At 75.1% G+C, this 20,783-nt stretch carries 16 protein-coding genes; 8 read left to right on the top strand and 8 right to left on the bottom strand.

Annotated elements, in window-relative coordinates:
• From ACW14Y_RS32770 to ACW14Y_RS32735, 8 genes are all read right to left on the bottom strand, one after another.
• Window positions 1-825 (bottom strand): polysaccharide deacetylase family protein, encoded by an 825-nt coding sequence (locus tag ACW14Y_RS32770; RefSeq protein WP_380299367.1) that lies wholly within the window; start codon window positions 823-825, stop codon window positions 1-3.
• Window positions 822-1,913 carry a glycosyltransferase family 2 protein gene (locus ACW14Y_RS32765; protein ID WP_456984495.1) on the bottom strand — a complete coding sequence of 364 codons (1,092 nt, stop codon included), beginning with the start codon at window positions 1,911-1,913 and terminating at the stop codon, window positions 822-824. The genes ACW14Y_RS32770 and ACW14Y_RS32765 overlap by 4 nt, the downstream gene beginning before the upstream one ends.
• Window positions 1,910-3,508, bottom strand: coding sequence for a lipopolysaccharide biosynthesis protein (locus ACW14Y_RS32760; protein ID WP_456984493.1), 1,599 nt, complete (start codon window positions 3,506-3,508; stop codon window positions 1,910-1,912). Before ACW14Y_RS32760 ends, ACW14Y_RS32765 begins: the two co-directional genes overlap by 4 nt.
• A complete protein-coding gene (locus tag ACW14Y_RS32755; RefSeq protein WP_456984491.1) occupies window positions 3,508-4,890 on the bottom strand; it encodes a glycosyltransferase family 2 protein in 1,383 nt (460 codons plus the stop codon). Before ACW14Y_RS32755 ends, ACW14Y_RS32760 begins: the two co-directional genes overlap by 1 nt.
• Window positions 4,887-6,212, bottom strand: coding sequence for a glycosyltransferase (locus tag ACW14Y_RS32750; protein ID WP_380386861.1), 1,326 nt, complete (start codon window positions 6,210-6,212; stop codon window positions 4,887-4,889). The genes ACW14Y_RS32755 and ACW14Y_RS32750 overlap by 4 nt, the downstream gene beginning before the upstream one ends.
• Window positions 6,209-7,117 (bottom strand): glycosyltransferase family 2 protein, encoded by a 909-nt coding sequence (locus tag ACW14Y_RS32745; protein ID WP_456984489.1) that lies wholly within the window; start codon window positions 7,115-7,117, stop codon window positions 6,209-6,211. Before ACW14Y_RS32745 ends, ACW14Y_RS32750 begins: the two co-directional genes overlap by 4 nt.
• Window positions 7,118-7,511: 394 nt before the next feature.
• The gene (locus tag ACW14Y_RS32740; RefSeq protein ID WP_380299361.1) at window positions 7,512-9,656 is read right to left on the bottom strand and encodes a putative bifunctional diguanylate cyclase/phosphodiesterase; all 2,145 of its coding nucleotides are present in this window, start codon (window positions 9,654-9,656) and stop codon (window positions 7,512-7,514) included.
• Window positions 9,653-10,459 carry an SAM-dependent methyltransferase gene (locus tag ACW14Y_RS32735; protein ID WP_380299360.1) on the bottom strand — a complete coding sequence of 269 codons (807 nt, stop codon included), beginning with the start codon at window positions 10,457-10,459 and terminating at the stop codon, window positions 9,653-9,655. Before ACW14Y_RS32735 ends, ACW14Y_RS32740 begins: the two co-directional genes overlap by 4 nt.
• Window positions 10,460-10,714: 255 nt before the next feature.
• Between ACW14Y_RS32735 and ACW14Y_RS32730 the strand changes: the two genes are divergently transcribed.
• The 8 genes from ACW14Y_RS32730 (at window position 10,715) to ACW14Y_RS32695 (ending at window position 20,775) form a co-directional block, all read left to right on the top strand.
• Window positions 10,715-12,499: a glycoside hydrolase family 15 protein gene (locus ACW14Y_RS32730; protein ID WP_456984486.1), complete on the top strand. Its 1,785-nt coding sequence runs from the start codon at window positions 10,715-10,717 to the stop codon at window positions 12,497-12,499.
• A 70-nt stretch (window positions 12,500-12,569) separates the two neighbouring features.
• Complete coding sequence (locus ACW14Y_RS32725; RefSeq protein ID WP_456984484.1) at window positions 12,570-13,085, top strand: SRPBCC family protein; 516 nt, start codon at window positions 12,570-12,572, stop codon at window positions 13,083-13,085.
• Window positions 13,086-13,258: 173 nt separating this feature from the next.
• The gene (egtA, locus tag ACW14Y_RS32720; RefSeq protein ID WP_380299357.1) at window positions 13,259-14,557 is read left to right on the top strand and encodes an ergothioneine biosynthesis glutamate--cysteine ligase EgtA; all 1,299 of its coding nucleotides are present in this window, start codon (window positions 13,259-13,261) and stop codon (window positions 14,555-14,557) included.
• Window positions 14,554-15,990 (top strand): ergothioneine biosynthesis protein EgtB, encoded by a 1,437-nt coding sequence (egtB, locus tag ACW14Y_RS32715; protein ID WP_456984482.1) that lies wholly within the window; start codon window positions 14,554-14,556, stop codon window positions 15,988-15,990. Before egtA ends, egtB begins: the two co-directional genes overlap by 4 nt.
• Entirely contained in the window at window positions 15,990-16,727 is a 738-nt protein-coding gene (gene egtC, locus ACW14Y_RS32710) for an ergothioneine biosynthesis protein EgtC (RefSeq protein WP_030392116.1), read from the top strand. Before egtB ends, egtC begins: the two co-directional genes overlap by 1 nt.
• An 83-nt stretch (window positions 16,728-16,810) precedes the next feature.
• Window positions 16,811-17,782 carry an L-histidine N(alpha)-methyltransferase gene (egtD, locus tag ACW14Y_RS32705; protein ID WP_456984481.1) on the top strand — a complete coding sequence of 324 codons (972 nt, stop codon included), beginning with the start codon at window positions 16,811-16,813 and terminating at the stop codon, window positions 17,780-17,782.
• 144 nt (window positions 17,783-17,926) lie between these two features.
• A complete protein-coding gene (locus tag ACW14Y_RS32700; protein ID WP_456984480.1) occupies window positions 17,927-19,372 on the top strand; it encodes a sugar porter family MFS transporter in 1,446 nt (481 codons plus the stop codon).
• Between the two features lie 116 nt (window positions 19,373-19,488).
• Window positions 19,489-20,775, top strand: a complete 1,287-nt coding sequence (locus ACW14Y_RS32695) for a nitric oxide synthase oxygenase (protein ID WP_380439903.1) — start codon at window positions 19,489-19,491, stop codon at window positions 20,773-20,775.
• Window positions 20,776-20,783 lie beyond the last annotated feature (8 nt).

Raw genomic sequence — 20,783 nt, 5'->3', positions numbered from 1 at the left:
TCACTCCTGACCGGGGCTCTTCGGCGGTCCGCCGACGGGGCGGCCGAGGGCCGCGCGCACCCGGCGGTAGCCGCGCCACGCCTTGGTGGCGGCGCTCTCGCGATGGGGCGCGGTCGGGGCGCCCCGGAGGCCGGTCCAGTCGTCGAAGACCTGGGGCGGGGTGTCGGCCCGCACCATCAGCCGGGCGATCCGCAGCGGGTCGTCGGCCGGGGAGCTGAAGGCGTTCCCGACCGCGGCGGCGGAGGTGTAGCCGGCCTGGGCGACCTTGCGGCGGACCTCCGCGCCCGAGTAGCCGTGCGGGTAGGCGAAGGAGGCGACCTCGTGGCCGAGGACGTCCTCCAGCAGGTGCTTGCAGCCGACGACCTCGTCGGTGAGCCGGCGCCCGTGGACCGTATCCATCGGGATGTGGGTCCGGGAGTGGGCCCCGATCTCGACGCCGAGCGCGTCGAGGTTGCCGAGCTGGCGCCAGTTCAGCATCGGCGCCGGGGGGAGCAGGCTGCCGCTGCCCCGGCCGCCGGGCGGGTGGAGGGCGCCGGTGGTGACGTACAGGGTGGCGGGCAGCCCCTGGTCGGAGAGGATCGGGGCGACCGTCCAGTAGAAGTCGGCGTAGCCGTCGTCGAAGGTCAGGACGGCCACTCCGGGCGGCAGCGCCGGTCCGCCGCGCAGGGCGGTGACCAGCCGGCGCAGCGGCACCACCCGCAGGCCGCTGTCCCTGATGCGGTCCAGCTGGGAGCGGAACCCGGCGGGTGTGACGGTGTACGGCGCGAGCCAGGACGGCGGGTCGTCGGACACCGCGTGGTAGAGGAAGACCGGGACGGCGTTCACGTGGTGCCCCCGGGGAGGTCGGGCGCGGCGGCGGGACCGGACGTGGTGCCGACGGCGCCGGGGCGGCGGGGCGCGGACCGCGGGTCCCGGGCGATCCGGGCGGCCCGGGCGGCCCGGGCGGCCCGGGCGCGGACCGCCCCGGTGAGGTAGCCGCCGGCGGTCAGGGCGACGCCCGCGCAGAGCGCGGCCGCCGTGGCGGGACGGCGCCGCCGCAGGCTGCGCAGCAGCGCCGCGGGCACGGTGTGCCGCAGGTAGGCCCGCTCGCTGGCCAGGCCGGCGGCGGCGCCGTCGTACCGGACGACGGCCGCCTTGGAGCATCCCTCCGCCCAGCAGCGGGCGGCGAAGTAGCGGAAGGCGGTGCGGGCCGCCGGCACCCGGTGGCGGACGGCCGCGGCCGGCTCGTACCGCAGCACGGTGCCGGGGTGCCGGGCGGTCAGCCGGATGCAGAGGTCGGTCTCCTCGCAGCCGAGCGGGCGGCGCCCGACCCGGCCGAGGTCGGTCCGGAAGCCGCCGGCGGCCAGCGCCTCGGCCCGCCGGAAGGACATGTTGGCGCCGATGAAGTTGCGGACCGGGGCCGGCCGGAGCGGCAGTCCCCGGTAGGAGCAGCCGACCACCCAGTCGAACTCGGGCGGGAACCAGTCGGGGCGGCCGGTCCGCCACCACGGCCGGACGAGGCCGCCGACGCCGAGCACGGCCGGGTCGCGGTAGCCCGCGAGCAGGTGCTCGGTCCAGTCGGGGTCGGCGGCGGCGTCGTCGTCGAGGAAGGCGACCAGGGTGCCCCGGGCCTCGGCCAGGGCGGTGTTGCGGGCGCCGGACAGGCCGCGCCGCTGCCGGTTGGCGAGGATCCGCAGGCCGGTCAGGTGCTCCCGGGCGAGGCGGAGGAGTTCGGGGCAGTGGTCGACGACCAGCAGCAGTTCCTCCGGCGGGCGGCGCTGGGCGTGGACCGACGCGACGGCGGCGCTCAGGTCGTCCCAGCGCTCGAGGGTGTAGGCGCAGATCACCACCGTGAGGTCCGGTGCGTCGGGGTCGGGCGCGGGGCGGTCGGGGGCGCGGGTCCCCCGCCGCGGGTGGATCCGGTCCGGGGTCATGCCGGTTCGCCTCCGTCCGCCAGTTCCTTGTCCGTCGGGTCCGTGCCGGACCGGACCGTGTCGGTCGGGTCCGTGCCGGACCGGACCGTGTCGGTCGGGTCCGTGCCGGTCGGGCCCGTGTCCGTCCGATCCGTCGCGCGCAGCCAGCCGCGCAGCACCAGCAGCAGGCCCGCCGCCAGCACGTACTCGGCGATCAGCCAGGCGAGGCCGACGCCGGTCAGTCCGTAGCGGGGCAGCAGGACGGCGACCAGCGTGATGACCATCGCGCTGGAGGCGACCCTGACCCCGATCATCCAGGGCAGCGCCCGGCGGACCCGGGCCATCTGGATGACCACGTTGATCACCGCGACCGGCAGGGCGCACAGCGCCATCAGGCGCAGCACCGTCGTCCCGTGCTCGGCGTAGGCGGGGCCGAAGACGCCGAGGATCAGGGGCGCGCCGGCCACGATCACCAGCACGGCCCCGGCCAGCAGCAGCCCGGTGTGCCGCAGCATCCGGCGGGCGTACTCGGCGAGCCGGTGCGGATCGCGGGCGCCCTCGACCACCAGCGAGTGGCCCATGCTGAACGTCGCCACGAACAGGGTCTCGGCGATGACGAACGCCAGCGAGTAGTAGGCGCTGCCCTCCGGTCCGAGCTGGGCCAGCACCATCAGCGGGACGACGCTGTAGCTCGCGAAGCTGAAGAGGTTGCCGAGGTAGTCCGCGCCGGCCCAGCGCAGCACCCGCTGCGGGGGTTCGGCGTCGGCGGGCCCGGCCGCCTCGTGGGAGGGCACCGCCCGGCGGAACAGGACGAGGTTGGCCAGCCCGATCGAGATCAGCATCGCGGCCGCCCAGGCGAGCATGATCCCGCTGCTGACGGCCAGCACGGCGCAGGCGGCGAGCAGCACGGTCTTGGTGACGGCGAAGACGGCGTTCTCGCCGAGCACCCAGCCGGTCCGGCGGGTGCCGGTGAGCGCGCCGTCCTGGAGGACGAAGACCGAGTAGCCGGCGGTGGCGGCGACGAACGCGACGGCGAGCACCGGTCCGCGCAGGAAGGCCAGGTCGGGGGCGACCACCGGGATCAGGAGCAGGAATCCGACCGCGACCGCGGCGCTGAAGCCGATGCTGATCACGTAGCACCGCAGCACCAGGCTCCGGGTGTGCCGCCCGGCGGCGGGCACGAAGCGGACCAGGGCGTCCCCCAGGTTGAGGCTGCCGAGGGTGGAGAGGAACATCGCGGCCGACAGCGCGGCGTAGCTGCGGCCGACCGTCTCGACCGCGTAGTAGCGGGTGGCGAGCAGCCAGAAGAACCCGCCGAGCCCGGCCGCGACGATCGAGCTCGCGGCCAGGACGTGCCCGTTGCGCATCAGCGCGTCGGAGCGCGGCCGGCCGTCCGCCGCTCCCTCCGCCGTCCCTCCGTCCGCCGGCCGGCGGTCGGTGCGGGCACGGGCCGGGAGGCCGCCGGGGAGGGCCGCGCGGACGGACCGGAGCCGGGCCCGCAGCAGGGCGCGGAAGCTGCAGTCGCAGGGCATGGCGACCGGGCACGGGCAGGTCGCGGCCATCGGCCGGCGGCGTCGGCGCGGCCGGGGGCGGGGGTGGTCGAGGAGGGAGGCCATCACGGCCTCGGCGCGGTGTCGGCCCGGCGCTGGCACCGGACGCTGCGCAGGTAGCAGAGCGGCCCGTAGAGCAGCCCGAGCAGTTCGAGCCGGCCGAGGTGCGCCATCAGCGGGTCGCGGCGGCCTCCGGCGGGGGTGCCCCGGCGCAGGGTCTGCCGGACGCCGCGCGGCACCCGGGCGAGCAGGGCGGCCAGCAGTTCCGGGCGGTGGCGGACGGCGGCGGTCAGGTAGGCGCCGAAGCCGACGCCGAAGCCGAAGACCTGGGTGCTCAGCGCCTCCATCGACCGGCGGTGCGGGTGCCAGACCAGCGCGTCGGGCCGGTAGACGACGGTGTGCCCGGCGATCAGGACCTGGAGGAAGGCGAGCAGGTCCTCGCCGCCTCGGGCGGGGGTGCCGGTGCTGGTCGCCGGGTCGAAGCCGCCGATCGCCCGCAGCAGGTCGGTGCGGAACGCCATGTTGGCGCCGGTTCCCAGCCGCCCGGTGGCGAAGGGGAAGAGCGGGTCCTCGGACGGGTCGAGCAGCGACCAGCTGCGGGCGGCGAAGCCCTTGGCGTAGCCGCAGTAGTGCTCCAGCGCGAGCTGGGCGCGGGTGTCGAGTTCGGCGGGCAGCACCAGGCCGGTGACGCAGCCGGCCCTCGGGTCGGTGCGGAAGCCGTCGACCAGCGCGGCGGCCCAGTCCGGGTCGATCAGCAGGTCGTCGTCGGCGAAGGCGCAGATCTCGCCCCGGGCGACCGCGAGGCCCCGGTTGCGGGCCCGGGCGAGGCCGGGGACCGGCTCGTGCAGGTAGCGGACCCGGTCGGGGTAGCGCTCCCGGCAGAGGGTCTCGGTGGCCCGGTCGGAGGGGGCGTTGTCGACCACGACCACCTCGGTGGGCCGGTAGGTGCCGGCCAGGAGGGCGTCCAGGGAGCGCGGCAGCAGGTCGGTCCGGTCGTGGGTGCAGACGACGACGGTCAGCGGCGGGCCGTCGGCCGGAGCGGGGGCCGGCGGTCCGGGGCGGTGGTCCGGGTCGAGGTCGTGGGCGGCCGCGTCGACCAGCTCCCGGTAGGGGCCGGTCGCCGTGCCGGGCTCGCCGTCGGCCGCCGGTTCCCCGGTGACCAGGCCGAGCGGGCGGCCGTGCTGACGGACCAGGGCCAGCACCCGGCCCTCCGGGGTGAACACGGCGCCGCGGCCGGGGCGGCGCAGCACCTCGGGGTGCTCCAGGTCGAGTTCGGCGACCGCGACGGGGACGGACGGCAGGACGGATCGCGCGGACCCGGAGCCGGGGGCGGCAGCGGCGGCGGTCGGGGCAGTGCGGGCGGTCGGGGCAGCGGCGGCCGTCGGGGCAGTGCGGGCGGTGGGGGCAGCGGCGGCCGTCGGGGCGGCGGGGTTGCTCGGGGTGCTCATGAGGATCGGCCTCCGGTCCTGGTGCGGCGTTGCTGCCGGACGGTGCGCAGGTAGCAGAACGGGCCGCGGGCCAGGCCGCGGCGCTCCGTCCGCCGCAGCTCCCGCAGCACCTCGTCGGCCACCCCGTCGCGGGGCCGCGCCTCGGGCCGGTGGGTGCGGTGCCAGCGCCACAGGCCGTAGGGCAGCAGCCGGACGATCCCGGCCAGCAGGCGCGGCTGGTGGGTGACCGCGGCGGTCAGGTACGCGGTGAAGCCGACCCCGAAGCCGTCGACCTGGTGGGCGAGTTCCTCCATGGTCCGCCGGTGGCGGTGCCAGATCAGCGCGTCCGGCTGGTAGCTGACGGTGTGCCCGGCGGTCAGCACCTGGAGGAAGGCGAGCAGGTCCTCGCCGCCCCGGGAGGGGGTGCCGGTGCCGGTCGCCGGGTCGAAGCCGCCCATCGCCCGCAGCACGTCGGTGCGGAACGCCATGTTGGCGCCCATCCCGAACCGGCCGGTGGAGAACCGGTCCAGCGGGTCCGCCAGACCGTCGCGCAGCGACCAGCTGCGGGTGGCGAAGCCCCGGTTGGGCCCGCTGTACTGCTCCACGACGAACTGCGCCTCGGTGTCGAGTTCGGCGGGCAGCACCAGTCCGGTGACGCAGCCGATCCGGTCGTCGGAGGCGAAGGTGTCCGCCAGGGCGTCCACCCAGCCGCTGTCGGCCACGGTGTCGTCGTCGGTGAAGGCGCAGATCTCGCCCGCGGCGACCGACAGGCCCCGGTTGCGCGCCCGGGAGAGGCCCGGCAGGGGCTCCCGCACGTAGCGGACCCGGTCGCCGTAGCGCGAGCGGACGAGGTCCTCGGTGGCGCTGGTGGCCGGGGCGTTGTCCACCACGATCACCTCGACGCCGGGGCGTCGGGCGGCCAGGACGGAGTCCAGGCAGGCGGGCAGCAGGGCCTCCCGGTCCCGGGTGCAGACGATCACGCTGACCGTGACCGGGCCCGCGGGCACCCGGGCGCGCGCGACCCGACTCGGGCGCGCCGCGGGTGTCGCGGTGGACAGGGCGGGAACGCGGAGTTCCCGGTGGGCGGCGTCGACCAGCGCCCGGCGCAGCGCGGCGGTGCCGCCGGCTGTTCCGGTGGCCGTGACCAGGCCGAGCGGGTGCCCGTGCAGCCGGACCAACGCCAACACGCGACCGACCGGGTCGTCGGCCCCGGAACCGCCGGGCGAGCGCAGCCCGCTCGGCTCGTCCAGGTCCAGGTCGACGACCCGGACGGGGGTGTAGAGCGAGTCGCGGACGGCGGGACGCGGGCAGGCTGCATCGGTGCGCCGGTCGGAGCCCTTCATCGTTGCTCCTCCGCGGGAGCGGTCGCCGAGGACCGGGCGCCGGGACGCTCGGTGATCAGGGTCCTCAGCACCCGGCGGCCGTCGGCGACGGCGTGCAGGTGGGAGCGACCGCTGCGGCGGGGGAGTTCCAGGCTCGGCACCTCGGCGATCCGCAGTCCCGAGCGCAGCGCGTGGGCGATCATCTCGGCCTCGATCTCGAAGCCGGTGGACCGCAGGTCGAGCGCGTCCAGGAAGGAGCGGCGGAAGGCGCAGTAGCCGTAGCACAGGTCGGTGAGGCGCGCGTCGTACAGGCGGTTGGCGACGGTGAGCAGGGCGCGGTTGCCCAGCGAGCGGACCCTGGTGAGGTCCAGTGAGCCGCCGCCGCCGATGCAGCGCGAGCCTTTGACGAAGTCGTAGCCGTGGTCGAGGAAGTGCAGGAAGTGCGGGATCTCGCCCGGCCACATCGAGCCGTCGGCGTCGATCATGACGATGTACTCGCCGGTGGCGGCGGCGAAGCCGGTGCGCAGGGCGTTGCCCTTGCCGGGTCCCCGCTGGGCGACGCTGCGCACGGTGGGCAGGCAGTGCCTGGCCATCGGGACGGTCGCGTCGCTGGAGGAGCCGTCGACCAGGATGACCTCGTCGACGCAGCGCGGGATCTGCTCGAAGACCCAGGGGATGTTGCGGGCCTCGTTGCGGGCGGGGACGACCAGGCTGACGGACCGACGGGTGACGACGACGTCCCCGGCCCGGCGCATCGGCCGGGGGTGGGCGGGGTCGGGCCCGGTGTCGCGGTCGGTGGCCCGTCGCAACGGGTGGCCGTCGCGGCCGTCGTGGCCGTCGTGGCCGTCGTGGCTGCCGGGACCGTCGTGGCTGGTCCGGCCGTCGTGGCTGTCGGGTCGGGCGCTCGGGGGCGCGGTGGTGCTCATCGAAAGCCGGCCTCTCGGCGAAGAGGTGGTGGGCGGGGCACCGGACGGACCGTTGGACGGCGGGAGCGGCGCGGCCCCTGGCTGTGACGGGCGGCGTCCGGCGCGGAGGCACGGCGCGGCCCGGTGGAACGGGGCGGGCCCGGTGCGAGACGGATACGCAGGGCTCGGACCCCGGAGAAAGCCCCGAGGGGGCTGGTCGACGGGCCGTGGGACGTCGGGCGACCGCCGGGAACCGGGCGGCCGAATGGGGTGCGCACCGCTGGTCCCGGGCGCCGGGAAGGCGCCGGTCCGTCGTACTGGCGGGGATCCCGCACCAGCGGTGCGGGGACTGCCAGGACCTCATCGTGCGCTCGGTCGCCTCATCGCGTCAAGGGTGATTTGTCCGTTTTTTGTACTAATCTCCGTGCGTTACCGCACGCCCCCGGACCGCGACCGGGCGGCCCTGCGGCTCCTCGGCGATCCGCCGGGCGATCTCGGACGGCCGCACCGGCCGCCCGAAGTGCCAGCCCTGCGCCCAGTCGCAGCCGATGACGCGCAGTCGCTCGGCGTCCCGGCGGGTCTCCACGCCCTCGGCGGTGACGGTCAGCCCGAGGGCGTGCGCCATCGACACCAGACCGCTGACGATCCGCCAGCCGGTCTCCTCGTCCTTGGCCGGGTCGTGCAGGTCGCCGACGAAGGACCCGGCGATCTTCAGCCCCGAGACCGGCAGGTCGCGCAGGTAGGCGAGGTTGGACCAGCCGGTGCCGAAGTCGTCGACGGCGAGCGAGACGCCCTGCTCGACCAGGCCGTGCAGGGTGCGCAGCGCCTCGTCCTCCGGACCGACCACGGTGGACTCGGTGATCTCCAGCTGGAGCCGGGCCGGGTCCAGGCCGGTGCTGTCGAGGATCCGGTTGAGGTCGCCGACCAGGGCGGCGCTGCGGGCCTGGCGGACCGCCAGGTTGACGTTGAGCTGCGGCGCGGCGTCGCCGAACCGCCGGATCCAGTCGGCGGCCTGACCGCAGGCCTGCTCCAGCACCCAGCGGCCGAGCGGCATGATCAGCCCGGTCTCCTCGGCGGTGGTCACGAACTCGTCCGGGCCGAGCACCCCGAGCTGCGGGTGGCGCCAGCGCACCAGCGCCTCGACGGCGGCGAGCCGGCCGTCGGCCAGCGCGTACAGCGGCTGGTAGTCGATGAAGAACTCGCCCCGGTCCAGCGCGGCGGGCATCCGCACCGACACCGCGTAGCGGGAGACCGCGCGGGCGTTCTCCTTGGGGTCGAAGAGCGTCCAGCGGCCCCGGCCGGCCTCCTTGGCCCGGTAGAGCGTCAGGTCCGCGGCCCGGACGGCGGCGCCGGGGGTGGTGGTGGAGACCCGGCGCTCCAGCACGCCGACGCTGGCGCCGACGGCGAGCTTGTGGTCACCGATCAGCACCGGCCCGGCCAGCGCCTTGAGCACGGTCTTCGCGGCGGCGACGGCCTCCTGCTCGCCGCGGCTGTTCTCCAGCAGGACGACGAACTCGTCCCCGCCGAGCCGGGCCACCAGGTGGCCGAGCGGGTTGAGCGCGGCCTTCAGCCGGGCCGCGACGGCGGACAGCAGCTGGTCGCCGGTGTCGTGGCCGAGGCTGTCGTTGACCACCTTGAAGCCGTCGAGGTCGACGTAGCAGAGCCCGAACCGGGCACCCGGGTCCGGGTCCTCGAAGAGCTTCTCCAGCCGCTCGAAGAACGCGGCCCGGTTGGGCAGCCCGGTGAGCGGGTCGTGGGTGGCCTGGTGGCGCAGCCGCTCCTGGAGCCGGTAGCGGTCGGTGACGTCCTCCAGCATCGCGACCTGGTACTGCGGGGTGCCGTCGTCGTCGCGGATCAGCGAGACCGTCAGGTGGGTCCAGACCACCTCGCCGTCCTGCCGGTAGTACGGCTTGTCGAACTGGAAGTACTCGCGCTTGCCGCTGACCAGTTCCTCGTAGACGTCCCAGACGCCGTCGGCGTCCTCGGGGTGGACGAGGTCGCCGACCCGGCGGCCGATCATGTCCTCCGGGCCGGCCCCGAACAGCTCCTGGAGGGCCTTGTTGACGGCCAGGATGTTGCCGTCGGTGTCGCCGATGCCGATGCCGATCGCGGCGCTCTCGAACAGCGCCCGGAAGCGCGCCTCGGACGCCCGGAGCGCCTTCTCGGCCTCCTTGCGGGCGATGTCGGCGGCGGTGCGGATGGCCTCCTGCTCGCGCAGGGTGCGCTCGCGCAGGGCGGCCGCCCAGCCGGCCGCGAACGCGCCGCACAGCGCCGGGCCCCGGCCGTCGGCGGACGGCTGCCGCTGGAGCAGCTCCACCGCGCGGGCCAGCACGATCGGGTCGGTGAACTGGGCCTCGACGAGCTGTGCGCCGGCCTCGGCGGCCAAGTGCGGCTCGAAGGGCTCGTCCAGCTGGGCGCGGCGGAGCAGGCCGGCGGTCCCGGACACCAGCCGGTCGAGCAGGCCGGGGTGCACCGCCGTGCCGTGGTCACCGGAGAGCAGCCGCGCCCAGTCCTCGTGGAACCGTTCGGCGCCGCTGCTCGGTTCCGGTGCTCGGGTCACGGGCGGAACCCCACCCCGGCCACCCCGGTCATCCGCTCGGGGTGCTCGCCGACGGTCTCCGGCTGGTCCGGGTGCCACTGCGGCAGGTAGACGACGCCGGGCTCGACGATGTCGAAGCCGGCGAACATCCCGGTGATCTGCTCGACGGTGCGCATCGTGAGCGGGGTGGGCGTCATCCGGTAGAGCCGCTGGTGGTCCTCGGCCTGGTCGGGGCGGCCCTCCAGGGAGGCGTGCGAGAGCACCAGGGCGCTGCCCGGCGGGAGGGCGTCGCGGATGACCGCGATCAGCTTCCACGGGTCGTCCGCGTCCTGGACGAAGTGCATGACGGCGACCAGCAGGACGGCCACCGGCTCGCCGGGCGCGAGCAGCGCGGTCACCTCGGGGCGGGACATCAGGTCGTCGACGTCCCGGACGTCGGCCTGGACGACGAGGCTGCCCGGGTCGTCCTCCAGCAGCAGCCGGCTGTGGGCGACGGCGACCGGGTCGCGGTCGATGTAGACGACCTGGGACTCCGGCCGGATGGCGCGGGCGATCTCGTGCACGGCGCCGAAGGTGGGGATGCCGGAGCCGATGTCCAGGAAGCGGCTGATGCCGCGTTCGGCGGTGAACTGGACGGCGCGGCGGAGGAAGGCCCGGTTGGAGCGCATGATCTGCGGGAGTTCCGGCCAGAGGGCGATCGCCTTGCGGGCCATCTCCCGGTCCACCTCGAAGTTGTGCGAGCCCCCGAGGTAGTAGTCGTAGACCCGGGCGGCGTTCGGTTTGTCCAGGTCCGTGCCCTCCGGTACCCAGTTCGGTCGCCGCATTCTCGGGACTCCTTCGTTCCGGTTCCGGTGAATCAGTCGCCTGCCGTGATGGCTGGGACTGATGAGACTACAAGCACACAAGATCCTCCCTTGCACGTCGAACGGGTGCAAGCGGAGTGACGCGGCCCTTTTGACCACCTCGGCCGGATCCGCGGGTGGTGCCCGGGACGGATCCGCCACCGGCCCCCGGACGGATCCGCCGGCGGCCCCCGGACGGATCTGCGGGTGCCGCCCGGAGCGCCGAGAATGGACCCGATGGCCGGACGCATCGAGGACTACGCCCTGATCGGCGACCTGCAGACCGCTGCCCTGGTCGGCCGGGACGGCGCCGTCGACTGGCTCTGCCTGCCCCGCTTCGACTCCCCCAGCTGCTTCACCGCCCTGCTCGGCGACCGGCGGCACGGCGCCTGGCGGCTCGCCCCCGCCGGCGCCCGCGAGTGCGCCACCCGCCGCTACCGGCCGGACAGCCTCGTCCTCGACAGCGAGTGGCACACCCCCGAGGGCCGGGTCCGGATCACCGACTTCATGCCGCAGCGCGGCGCGGACGGACGGCGCCCGCCCCGGCTGGTCCGGATCGTCGAGGGGCTGGAGGGCGCCGTCCCGGTCCGCGGCGAACTGCGGCTGCGGTTCAACTACGGGCGGATCGACCCCTGGGTGCGCCGCACCGGGCACCACCGGGTCGCCGTCGCCGGCCCCGACTCCGCCTGGCTGCGCGTCCCGCCCGGGGTGCACACCTACGGCGCCGACGGCACCACCGTCTCCGAGGTCACCGTCACCCCGGGCCTGCGCGTCCCCTTCGTCCTCACCTGGCAGCCCTCCCACCTGCGTGCCGCCCCGAGCACCGACCCCGACGCCGAACTGGCCACCACCGTCGACACCTGGCGGCGCTGGGCGGCCGGCTGCCGCTACGACGGCGAGTGGCGGGCCGCCGTGCTCCGCTCGCTGATCACCCTCAAGGCGCTCGCCTACGCGCCCACCGGCGGCATCGTCGCCGCCCCCACCGCCTCCCTGCCCGAGCACATCGGCGGCCCGCGCAACTGGGACTACCGGTTCTGCTGGCTGCGCGACTCCTCGATGACGCTCTCCGCGCTGCTGCGCGGCGGCTTCCGCGAGGAGGCCGCCGCCTGGCGCCAGTGGCTGCTGCGCGCCATCGCCGGCGACCCCCGCGACCTCCAGGCCCTCTACGGGGTGGCCGGCGAGCGCGTCGTCACCGAGACCGAGGCCGACTGGCTGCCCGGCTACCTCGGCTCGCGCCCGGTCCGGTTCGGCAACGCCGCCGTCGGCCAGCTCCAGCTCGACGTCCACGGCGAGGTCGTCGACACCCTGCACCTGGCGCTGCTGGCCGGCATCCCGATGGAGCGGCACGTCTGGACCCTGCTGCGCGCGCTGATGGACCACCTCGAACAGCACTGGCGCGAACCCGACGAGGGCCTGTGGGAGGTGCGCGGCCGGCGGCGGCACTTCGTCCACTCCAAGGTGATGTGCTGGGTCGCCGCCGACCGGGCGGTGCGGCTCGCCGAGGCCACCGGACTGCCCGCGCCGCTCGACCGCTGGCGGGCCATGCGGGACGCCGTGCACGCCGACGTGTGCGCCCACGGCTACGACCGGCGCCGGGGCGTCTTCGTCCAGCACTACGGCGGGCACGGGCTGGACGCGGCCACCCTGTTCGTGGTCAAGAGCGGCTTCCTGCCGCCCGACGACCCGCGGGTGGTGCGCACCGTCGACGCCGTGCGGGACGGCCTCGACCACGGCGGACTGGTCCGCCGCTACCGTCCGGCGCCCGGCACCGACGGACTGCCCGGCGGCGAGGGCGCGTTCCTCGCCTGCTCGTTCTGGCTCGCCGACGCGCTCGCCGCGACCGGGCGGCGGGGCGAGGCCCGCGAACTGTTCGCCCGGGTGGTCGGCCTGGCCAACGACCTGGGCCTGCTCTCGGAGCAGTGGGACCCGCGGGCCCGGCGCCAACTCGGCAACACCCCGCAGGCGTTCAGTCACGTGGCGCTGGTGAACACCGCCTTCGCGCTGGCCGAGCCCGGAGCGTAGCCGCGCCGGGCGGCCGGAGCGCCCGACCACCCCCTGCCGGGGCGGCCCGGACCGGGTCTAGAGTGCCCCCGTGGACCCCAACCACTACCGGTTCCGCGGCGTCTGGCGGCTGGCCGCCCCGCCGTCGGCGGTCTTCGCGGCGCTCGCCGACGTCCCCGGCTACCCGCGCTGGTGGCCGGAGATCCTCTCCGTCCGGGAGACCGGGCCGGACCGGGGCGAGGTCCTGGTCCGGGCCCTGCTCCCCTACCGGCTGGTGATCGGGCTGACGGCCGTGCGCCAGGACCGCGCCGCCGGGGTCCTGGAGGCGGCCATGGACGGCGACCTCACCGGCTGGTCCCGCTGGACGGTCACGGCGGACGGCGCGGGCGGCAGCCTGGTCCTGTTCGAGGAGGACACCCGCCCGGCCAAGCCGCTGCTGCGCCTGCTGGCACTGCCCGCGCGGCCGCTGTTCCGGGCCAACCACGCGGTGATGATGCGGCGCGGGCGGCGCGGCCTGGCGGCCCACCTCGACGCCCGTCCGGCCGGCGGCTCGAGCTGGGGCGCGGGCCTCGAAAAGGCCCGATTCACCCGTTCGCACCGGCCCTGACCTGCGAGGACACTCCTTCACCAGATGTTTGCGCGGCGCCCGGGCATGGTCCGTAGCAGACTGGGCAGGGTAGTCCGGGCCGCACCCGTGCCCCGAGGATGGTGAGTCCGGTGATACCCCTCCGACCGTCCGGTCCGACCGACCGGCAGACCGCGGGACCTCCCGCCGCTACGGTGACCCCGCTGACCGAATCCGCCGCGCGCAACCACATGACCGGCGTCTGCTTCAAGATCGGCCCTCCCCGGCTGGTCGGCGTCGAGCTGGAGTGGTTCGTCCACGACGACCGATGTCCCGACGAACCGGTCCCCCCGGAACGACTGCACGCCGCACTGGACGCACTGCCACTGGGCGGCCCCGACGGGAACACCCTCCCCTCCGGCGCCGTCCTCACCCTCGAACCCGGCGGTCAGGTAGAGCTCAGCTCCCCGCCCGCCGACAGCCTCACCGGCTGCGTCGCCGACACCCGGCGCGACCTCGCCGCCCTGCGGAACGCCTTCGCCGCCCAGGGCCTGCGCCTCACCGGCACCGGCACCGACCCGCTGGCCCGCCCCCGCCGAATGGTGCTGGACCACCCGCGCTACGTCGCGATGGAGCACCACTTCGCCTCGGCCGGGCCCTGGGGCCGGATCATGATGACCGGCACCGCCTCGCTCCAGGTCTGCCTGGACGCCGGGACGGAGAGCGGCCCGCAGGCGCTGGAGCGCCGCTGGCGCCTCGCCCACCGGCTCGGCCCGGTCCTGGTCGCCGCCTTCGCCAACTCGCCGGTGCTGGACGGCCGCCCCACCGGGCACCGGTCCACCCGGCAGACCGTCTGGTCCCGGATGGACCCCTCCCGCACCCTGGCGCCCGCACCCGACCACGGCGACCCGCGCGAGGCCTGGACCAGGTACGTGCTGGACGCCCAGGTGCTCTGCGTGCGCCGCCGCGACGGCCTGCCGTGGACCGCGCCCAGCGGACTGACCTTCCTCGACTGGCTGCGCGGCCGCGGCGAACGGCCGCCCACCCTGGCCGACCTCGACTACCACCGCACCACGCTGTTCCCGCCGGTCCGCCCGCGCGGCCACCTGGAGCTGCGGATGATCGACGCCCAGCCCGGGGACGGCTGGATCGTCCCCGCCGCCCTGGTCACCGCGCTGCTGGACGACCCGGTCGCCGCGGACACCGCGCTCGCCGCCCTGGAGCCGCTGGAACCGCCCCCGGGCACCTCCGGTCCGCGCGCGCCGCGCAGCGACGCCTGGCGCCGGGCGGCCGCCCTGGCGACGGCCGACCCCGAGCTGCGCCGCGCCGCCCTCACCTGCTTCGCCGCCGCCGACGCCGCGCTGGGCCGCCTGCCCGGCGCCGAGCCGCTGCGCGCCACCGTCGCCGCGTTCGCCGAGCGCTACCCCGCGCGCGGCCGCTGCCCGGCCGACGACCAGCTGGACGCCCTGCGCTCCGGCACCCGACGCACTCCCCCGGAGGAGGCCACGCCATGATCGACGACACCCGCGCCGACCGCAGCACCCGGGAGACCCGCCCGCCGGAGACCCCCTCCCTGGAGACCCCCTCCCTGGAGACCCTGTCGCCCGAGGCGCTGCGGGAGACCATCGCCGCCGAGCTGCTGGCCGCCCGCGCCCGCACCGCCGCGCTCACCGACTGCGTCGAGGACCACGACCTCACCGCCCAGCACTCCCCGCTGATGTCGCCGCTGGTCTGGGACCTCGCCCACATCGGCAACCAGGAGGAGCTCTGGCTGCTGCGCAACATCGGCGGCCGCGACCCGATGCACCCCGAGATCGACCCGCTCTACGACGCCTTCGAGCACCCCCGCTCCGAACGCCCCACCCTGCCGCTGCTGCCGCCCGGGGAGGCCCGCGCCTACGCCGGCGAGGTGCGCGGCCGGGTGCTCGACCTGCTCGCCGCCAGCCCGCTGGAGGGGGCGCCGCTGCTCGACGCCGGGTTCGCCTTCGGCATGATCGCCCAGCACGAACAGCAGCACGACGAAACGATGCTGATCACCCATCAGCTGCGCAGGGGCGAACCCGCGCTGGCCGCCCCGGCACCGCCGCCCGCACCCGCCGACGCCGCCGCGCTGCCCGCCGAGGTGCTGATCCCGGCCGGCCCGTTCACCATGGGCACCGACACCGAGCCCTGGGCGCTGGACAACGAACGCCCGGCCCACCGCGTCGACCTGCCCGCCTACCGGCTGGACACCACCCCGGTCACCAACGGTGCCTACCTGCGGTTCGTCGAGGACGGCGGCTACGACGAGCCGAACTGGTGGACCGCGGAGGGCTGGGCGCACCGGCGGAGCGCCGATCTGACCGCCCCGCTGTTCTGGCGCCGCGAGGACGGCCAGTGGCTGCGCCGCCGGTTCGGCGTCCTGGAGCCCGTCCCGCTCGACGAGCCGGTGCTGCACGTCAGCTGGTACGAGGCGGACGCCTACGCCCGGTGGGCCGGACGCCGGCTGCCGACCGAGGCGGAGTGGGAGAAGGCCGCCCGGCACGACCCGGCCACCGGCCGCTCGCGCCGCTTCCCGTGGGGCGACGGCGCCCCCGGCCCCGAGCACGCCAACCTGGGCCAGCGGCACCTGCGCCCGGCCCCGGCCGGCAGCTACCCGGAGGGCCGCTCCTCCTACGGGGTACGGCAGTTGATGGGCGACGTGTGGGAGTGGACGGCCAGCGACTTCCGGCCGTACCCCGGCTTCCGGGCCTGGCCGTACCGGGAGTACTCGGAGGTGTTCTTCGGGCCCGAGTACAAGGTGCTGCGCGGCGGCTGCTTCGCGGTGGCACCGGTCGCCTGCCGGGGCACCTTCCGCAACTGGGACTACCCGGTCCGGCGGCAGATCTTCGCCGGGTTCCGCACCGCCGCCGACGTCCCGGGCGGGTCCGACGGCCCCGGCTCGGGCCCCGTTCGGGAGGCCGGCTGATGTGCCGCCACCTCGCCTACGTCGGCGAGCCGGTGTCGCCCCGGGCGCTGCTGGTGGAACCGCCGTTCGGCCTCCACCGGCAGTCCTGGGCGCCGCGCCTCCAGCAGTACGGCACCGTCAACGTGGACGGCTTCGGCCTCGGCTGGTACGCGGACGGCGACGAGGTGCCCGCCCGCTACCGGCGGGCCGGGCCGATCTGGGCGGACACCTCCTTCGGCGACCTCGCCCGGGTCCTGCGCACCCGGGCGCTGCTGGCGGCGGTCCGCTCGGCCACCGAGGGCTGCGCGGCCGGCGAGGAGGCGGCCGCGCCGTTCGCCGCCGGACGCTGGCTGTTCAGCCACAACGGGGCACTGGCCGGCTGGCCGGAGCGCACCGGCGCGCTGGCCGCGCTGCTGCCGCCCGCCGAACTGCTCGGCCTGGTGGCCCGCACCGACTCGGCCCTGCTGTGGGCGCTCGCCCTGCACCGGCTGCGCGCGGGCGCCGCACTCGGCGACGCGCTGGCCGGCACCGTCGCCGACGCGGCCGCGCACACCACCGGCCGGATGAACCTGCTGCTCACCGACGGCCGGGAGATCGCCGCCACCGCCTGGGGCGACACCCTGCACCACCGGACCCTGCCGGGGCTCGGGGTGCTGGTGGCCTCGGAGCCGTCCGACGACCACCCCGACTGGACCACCGTGCCGGACCGGTCGCTGCTGCTGGCCGGGCCGGACGGCGTGACCGTCAAGCCGCTCTGAGCGCCGGGAGCGTCCTCCGCACGCGGAGCGCCGCACTCCCGGCCGCCAATATCTTCACTTCCTGAACAGAGGATCCGCCTGTCATGAGCACCTTTGATCTCACCCGACTGCTGCCCGCCGACCACTTCAGCACGGCGCTGCGGCACGACGTCCAGTCCGGCCTGACCGCCGAGCCCAAGACGCTGCCGCCCAAGTGGTTCTACGACGCGCGGGGCAGCGAGCTGTTCGAGGAGATCACCCGGCTGCCCGAGTACTACCCGACCCGGGCCGAGCGGGCCATCCTCACCGCCCGCGCCGGCGAGATCGCCGCCGCCACCCGGGCCCGCACCCTGGTCGAGCTCGGCTCCGGCTCCTCCGAGAAGACCCGGCTGCTCCTGGACGCGCTGCGCGACCTGGGCATGCTGGGGACGTACGTGCCGGTGGACGTCAGCGAGAGCGCGCTGACCGCTGCCGGGGAGGCCCTCGCCGACGAGTACCCGGGCCTCGCGGTGCACGGCGTACTGGCCGACTTCACCGCCCGGCTCGACCTTCCGCCGGCCGGCGGCCCGCGCCTGGTCGCCTTCCTCGGCGGCACCCTCGGCAACCTGCTGCCGCCCGAGCGGGCCGCGTTCCTGCGCGGGCTGCGGGAGGCGCTCGACCCCGGCGACTTCCTGCTGCTCGGCACCGACCTGGTCAAGGACCCGAAGGTGCTGGTCGCGGCCTACGACGACGCGGCCGGGGTGACCGCGGAGTTCAACCGGAACGTGCTCAACGTGCTGAACCGCGAGCTGTCCGCCGACTTCGAGCCGGACTCGTTCGAGCACGTGGCGCTCTGGGACCCGGAGCGGGAGTGGATCGAGATGCGGCTGCGCTCGCTGGTCGAGCAGACCGTGAAGATCCCGGCCCTGGACCTGCCGGTGACCTTCGCGCAGGGCGAGGAGCTGCGCACCGAGGTGTCGGCGAAGTTCCGCCGGGAGCGGGTGGCCGAGGAGCTGGCGGCGGCCGGACTGCGGCTCTCGGCCTGGTGGACGGACGACCAGGGCCGGTTCGGGCTGTCGCTGGCCCACCCGGCCTGAGCGGACCCGATGCGGGGTGCATTTGATTGTTCACCTTACTAATCAGCGGAGGCAGTTGAGCGGCATCCCACGTACAACACTTGAACATTGAGGGGTTACGATCTCGGCTACCAAGCTCAGCGTTGAGTACCAGGAGTCAAGATCGTGAGCGTCACCCAGCAGTCCGTGGAGCCCTCGGGGCCCTCGGGGGCGGAGACCGGGCCGGCACCGTCCGGCCGGCTCGGCTTCGTCGTCTTCATCACCGCCGCCGCGGCCCTCGGCGGCTTCCTGTTCGGCTACGACAGCTCCGTGATCAACGGCGCGGTCTCCGGCATCCAGGAGAAGTTCGGCGTCGGCGACGGCGTGACCGGCCTGATCGTCTCCTCCGCGCTGCTGGGCTCGGCCGTCGGCGCCGCCCTGGCCGGCCGGTTCGCCGACCGCTACGGCCGGATCACCGTGATGAAGGCCGGGGCGCTGCTCTTCGCGGTCAGCGCGATCGGCTCGATGCTGCCGTTCTCCGCCTGGGACCTCGCCTTCTGGCGGGTCCTCGGCGGAGCGGCCATCGGCATCGCCTCGGTGATCGCCCCGACCTACATCGCCGAGGTGGCGCCGACCAAGTACCGGGGCCGGCTCGCCTCCTTCCAGCAGGCCGCGATCGTGCTCGGCATCGCGATCTCGCAGCTGGTCAACTGGGTGCTCGCGGACGCCGCCGGGGGCGACACCCGCGGTCAGCTGCTCGGCCTGGAGGCCTGGCAGTGGATGCTCGGCATCTGCGTCATGCCGGCCGCCGTCTACTTCGCGCTGGCCTCGACCATCCCCGAGTCGCCGCGCTTCCTGATCGCCGCCGACCGCCTCGACGAGGCCCGCGCCGTGCTCGCCGACATCGAGGGACAGGACTCCGACACCGAGGCCCGGATCGCCGAGATCCGCGGCCTGATCGACTCCGACCACCGCCCGCGCTTCCGCGACCTGCTCGGCGGCCGGTTCGGCCTGCTGCCGATCGTCTGGGTCGGCATCGGCCTGTCGGTCTTCCAACAGCTCGTCGGCATCAACGTGATCTTCTACTACTCGTCGATCCTCTGGCAGTCCGTCGGCATCGACCAGTCGAACTCGCTGCTGATCAGCTTCATCGGCTCGGTCATCAACATCCTCGGCACCGTGATCGCGATCCTGCTGGTCGACCGGATCGGCCGCAAGCCGCTCGCCCTGATCGGCTCGGCCGGCATGGCCGTCGCCCTGGGCGCCTGCGCCTGGGCGTTCTCCTCCGCCACCGGCAGCGGGGACGACGTCACCCTGCCCGACCTCCAGGGCACCGTGGCGCTGGTCGCCGCCAACGCCTTCGTGCTGTTCTTCGCGCTCTCCTGGGGCGTGGTGGTCTGGGTGATGCTGGGCGAGATGTTCCCCAACCGGATCCGCGCCGCCGCGCTCTCGGTGGCCGCCTCCGCGCAGTGGATCGCCAACTGGGCGATCACCGTCTCGTTCCCGGCGCTCTCGCGCTGGAGCCTCTCCGCGACCTACCTCGCGTACGCGGTGTTCGCGGCGCTGTCGATCGTCTTCGTGGCGAGGTTCATGAAGGAGACCAAGGGCGTCCGGCTGGAGGACATGGGCTGAGCCCGTCCCCTCTGATCAGCCCCCGCACCCTAGCGCTTGGACGCCGGGAGCGGGGGCTGAATCGTTCACTCTCTGCGGCGGGCCGGGCACCTCCGGTTTCCTGTCCCGCAGGAGGGATGTCCTTGATCTTCGACCGGCTACGCACCCGCAGCATTCGCGGCGACCGCGGTGACCGCGGCGACCGGACCGACCGCGGTCCGCGCCGCGCCGCCGCCGCACCCGTCGGCGCCTGCCCCTACTCGCACGGCCATGTCCACGGCCACCTGGTACCGGAGGATCCCCCGGGCACCGCCGCCCCGGAACCGGCCGACGAGGACCACTTCACCGACCCCCGGCAGGCGGCCGAGTTCGTCCGGCAGTTCCACCGCGAGCAACCCGGCGCCGGCGACAGCGCCGCCCGGGTCCGCGCCGTGCTCGACGAGATCGACCGCACCGGCACCTACGAGCACACCCCCGCCGAACTCGCCCACGGCGCCCGGCTCGCCTGGCGCAACGCCGCCCGCTGCATCGGCCGGCTGTACTGGCGCAGCCTGGTGGTGCGCGACCTGCGCCACCTCTCCTCCGCCGACGACATCGCCGCCGAGTGCTTCGACCACCTGCGCACCGCCACCAACGGCGGGCGGATCCGCCCCGTGGTCTCGGTGTTCGCCCCCGACCGGCCGGGCCGTCCGGCCGCCCGGATCGTCAACCAGCAGCTGATCCGCTACGCCGGGCACCCCGCCCCGGACGGCGGCTGGACCGGCGACCCGGCCGGGGCGCAGCTCGCCGCCCGGGCCCGCGACCTCGGCTGGAAGTGCGGCGAGGAGCCCTTCGAGGTGCTGCCGCTGCTCGTCCAGGAGCGGCCCGGCGAGCGGCCGGAATGGTACGAGCTGCCGGAGGACACCACCCTGGAGGTCCGGCTCTCGCACCCCGAGCACCCGTGGTTCGCCGAGCTCGGCCTGCGCTGGTACGCGGTACCGGCGATCAGTGACATGACGCTGGAGATCGGCGGCGTCCGCTACCCGACCGCGCCGTTCAACGGCTGGTACATGGGCACCGAGATCGGCGCCCGCAACCTGGCCGACGCCGACCGCTACGCGATGCTGGCCACCGTCGCCGAACGGCTCGGCCTGGACACCTCCCACGAACGCACCCTCTGGCGGGACCGCGCGCTGGTGGAGCTGAACGTCGCGGTGCTGCACTCCTTCCAGGAGGCCGGGGTGACCATGGCCGACCACCACACCGAGTCGGAGCGGTTCCTCAAGCACATCGCGCAGGAGAAGCGGCTCGGGCGGCCGACTCCCGCGGACTGGAGCTGGATCGTGCCGCCGGTCTCGGGCGGGCTGACGCCCGTCTACCACCGGTACTACGACCCGGTGGACCCCGAGCTGCGACCGGCGTTCGTGGCGCGCGAGCCCTGGTGAGGGGTGGG

It is taken from the genome of Kitasatospora sp. cg17-2, from assembly GCF_054031055.1.
Note: the sequence above shows the minus strand (reverse complement) of the source record. Positions and strands in the feature narration are given on the sequence as shown.

What these genes read in the sequence shown, in the direction of transcription:
- ACW14Y_RS32695 (WP_380439903.1), top strand. Translation starts at nt 19,489, where the DNA reads ATGTCCTTGATCTTCGACCGGCTACGCACCCGCAGCATTCGCGGCGAC.
- ACW14Y_RS32750 (WP_380386861.1), bottom strand. Translation starts at nt 6,212, where the DNA reads ATGAAGGGCTCCGACCGGCGCACCGATGCAGCCTGCCCGCGTCCCGCC.
- ACW14Y_RS32745 (WP_456984489.1), bottom strand. Translation starts at nt 7,117, where the DNA reads ATGAGCACCACCGCGCCCCCGAGCGCCCGACCCGACAGCCACGACGGC.
- ACW14Y_RS32730 (WP_456984486.1), top strand. Translation starts at nt 10,715, where the DNA reads ATGGCCGGACGCATCGAGGACTACGCCCTGATCGGCGACCTGCAGACC.
- egtB (WP_456984482.1), top strand. Translation starts at nt 14,554, where the DNA reads ATGATCGACGACACCCGCGCCGACCGCAGCACCCGGGAGACCCGCCCG.
- egtD (WP_456984481.1), top strand. Translation starts at nt 16,811, where the DNA reads ATGAGCACCTTTGATCTCACCCGACTGCTGCCCGCCGACCACTTCAGC.
- ACW14Y_RS32735 (WP_380299360.1), bottom strand. Translation starts at nt 10,459, where the DNA reads ATGCGGCGACCGAACTGGGTACCGGAGGGCACGGACCTGGACAAACCG.
- ACW14Y_RS32760 (WP_456984493.1), bottom strand. Translation starts at nt 3,508, where the DNA reads ATGGCCTCCCTCCTCGACCACCCCCGCCCCCGGCCGCGCCGACGCCGC.
- ACW14Y_RS32755 (WP_456984491.1), bottom strand. Translation starts at nt 4,890, where the DNA reads ATGAGCACCCCGAGCAACCCCGCCGCCCCGACGGCCGCCGCTGCCCCC.
- ACW14Y_RS32765 (WP_456984495.1), bottom strand. Translation starts at nt 1,913, where the DNA reads ATGACCCCGGACCGGATCCACCCGCGGCGGGGGACCCGCGCCCCCGAC.
- egtC (WP_030392116.1), top strand. Translation starts at nt 15,990, where the DNA reads ATGTGCCGCCACCTCGCCTACGTCGGCGAGCCGGTGTCGCCCCGGGCG.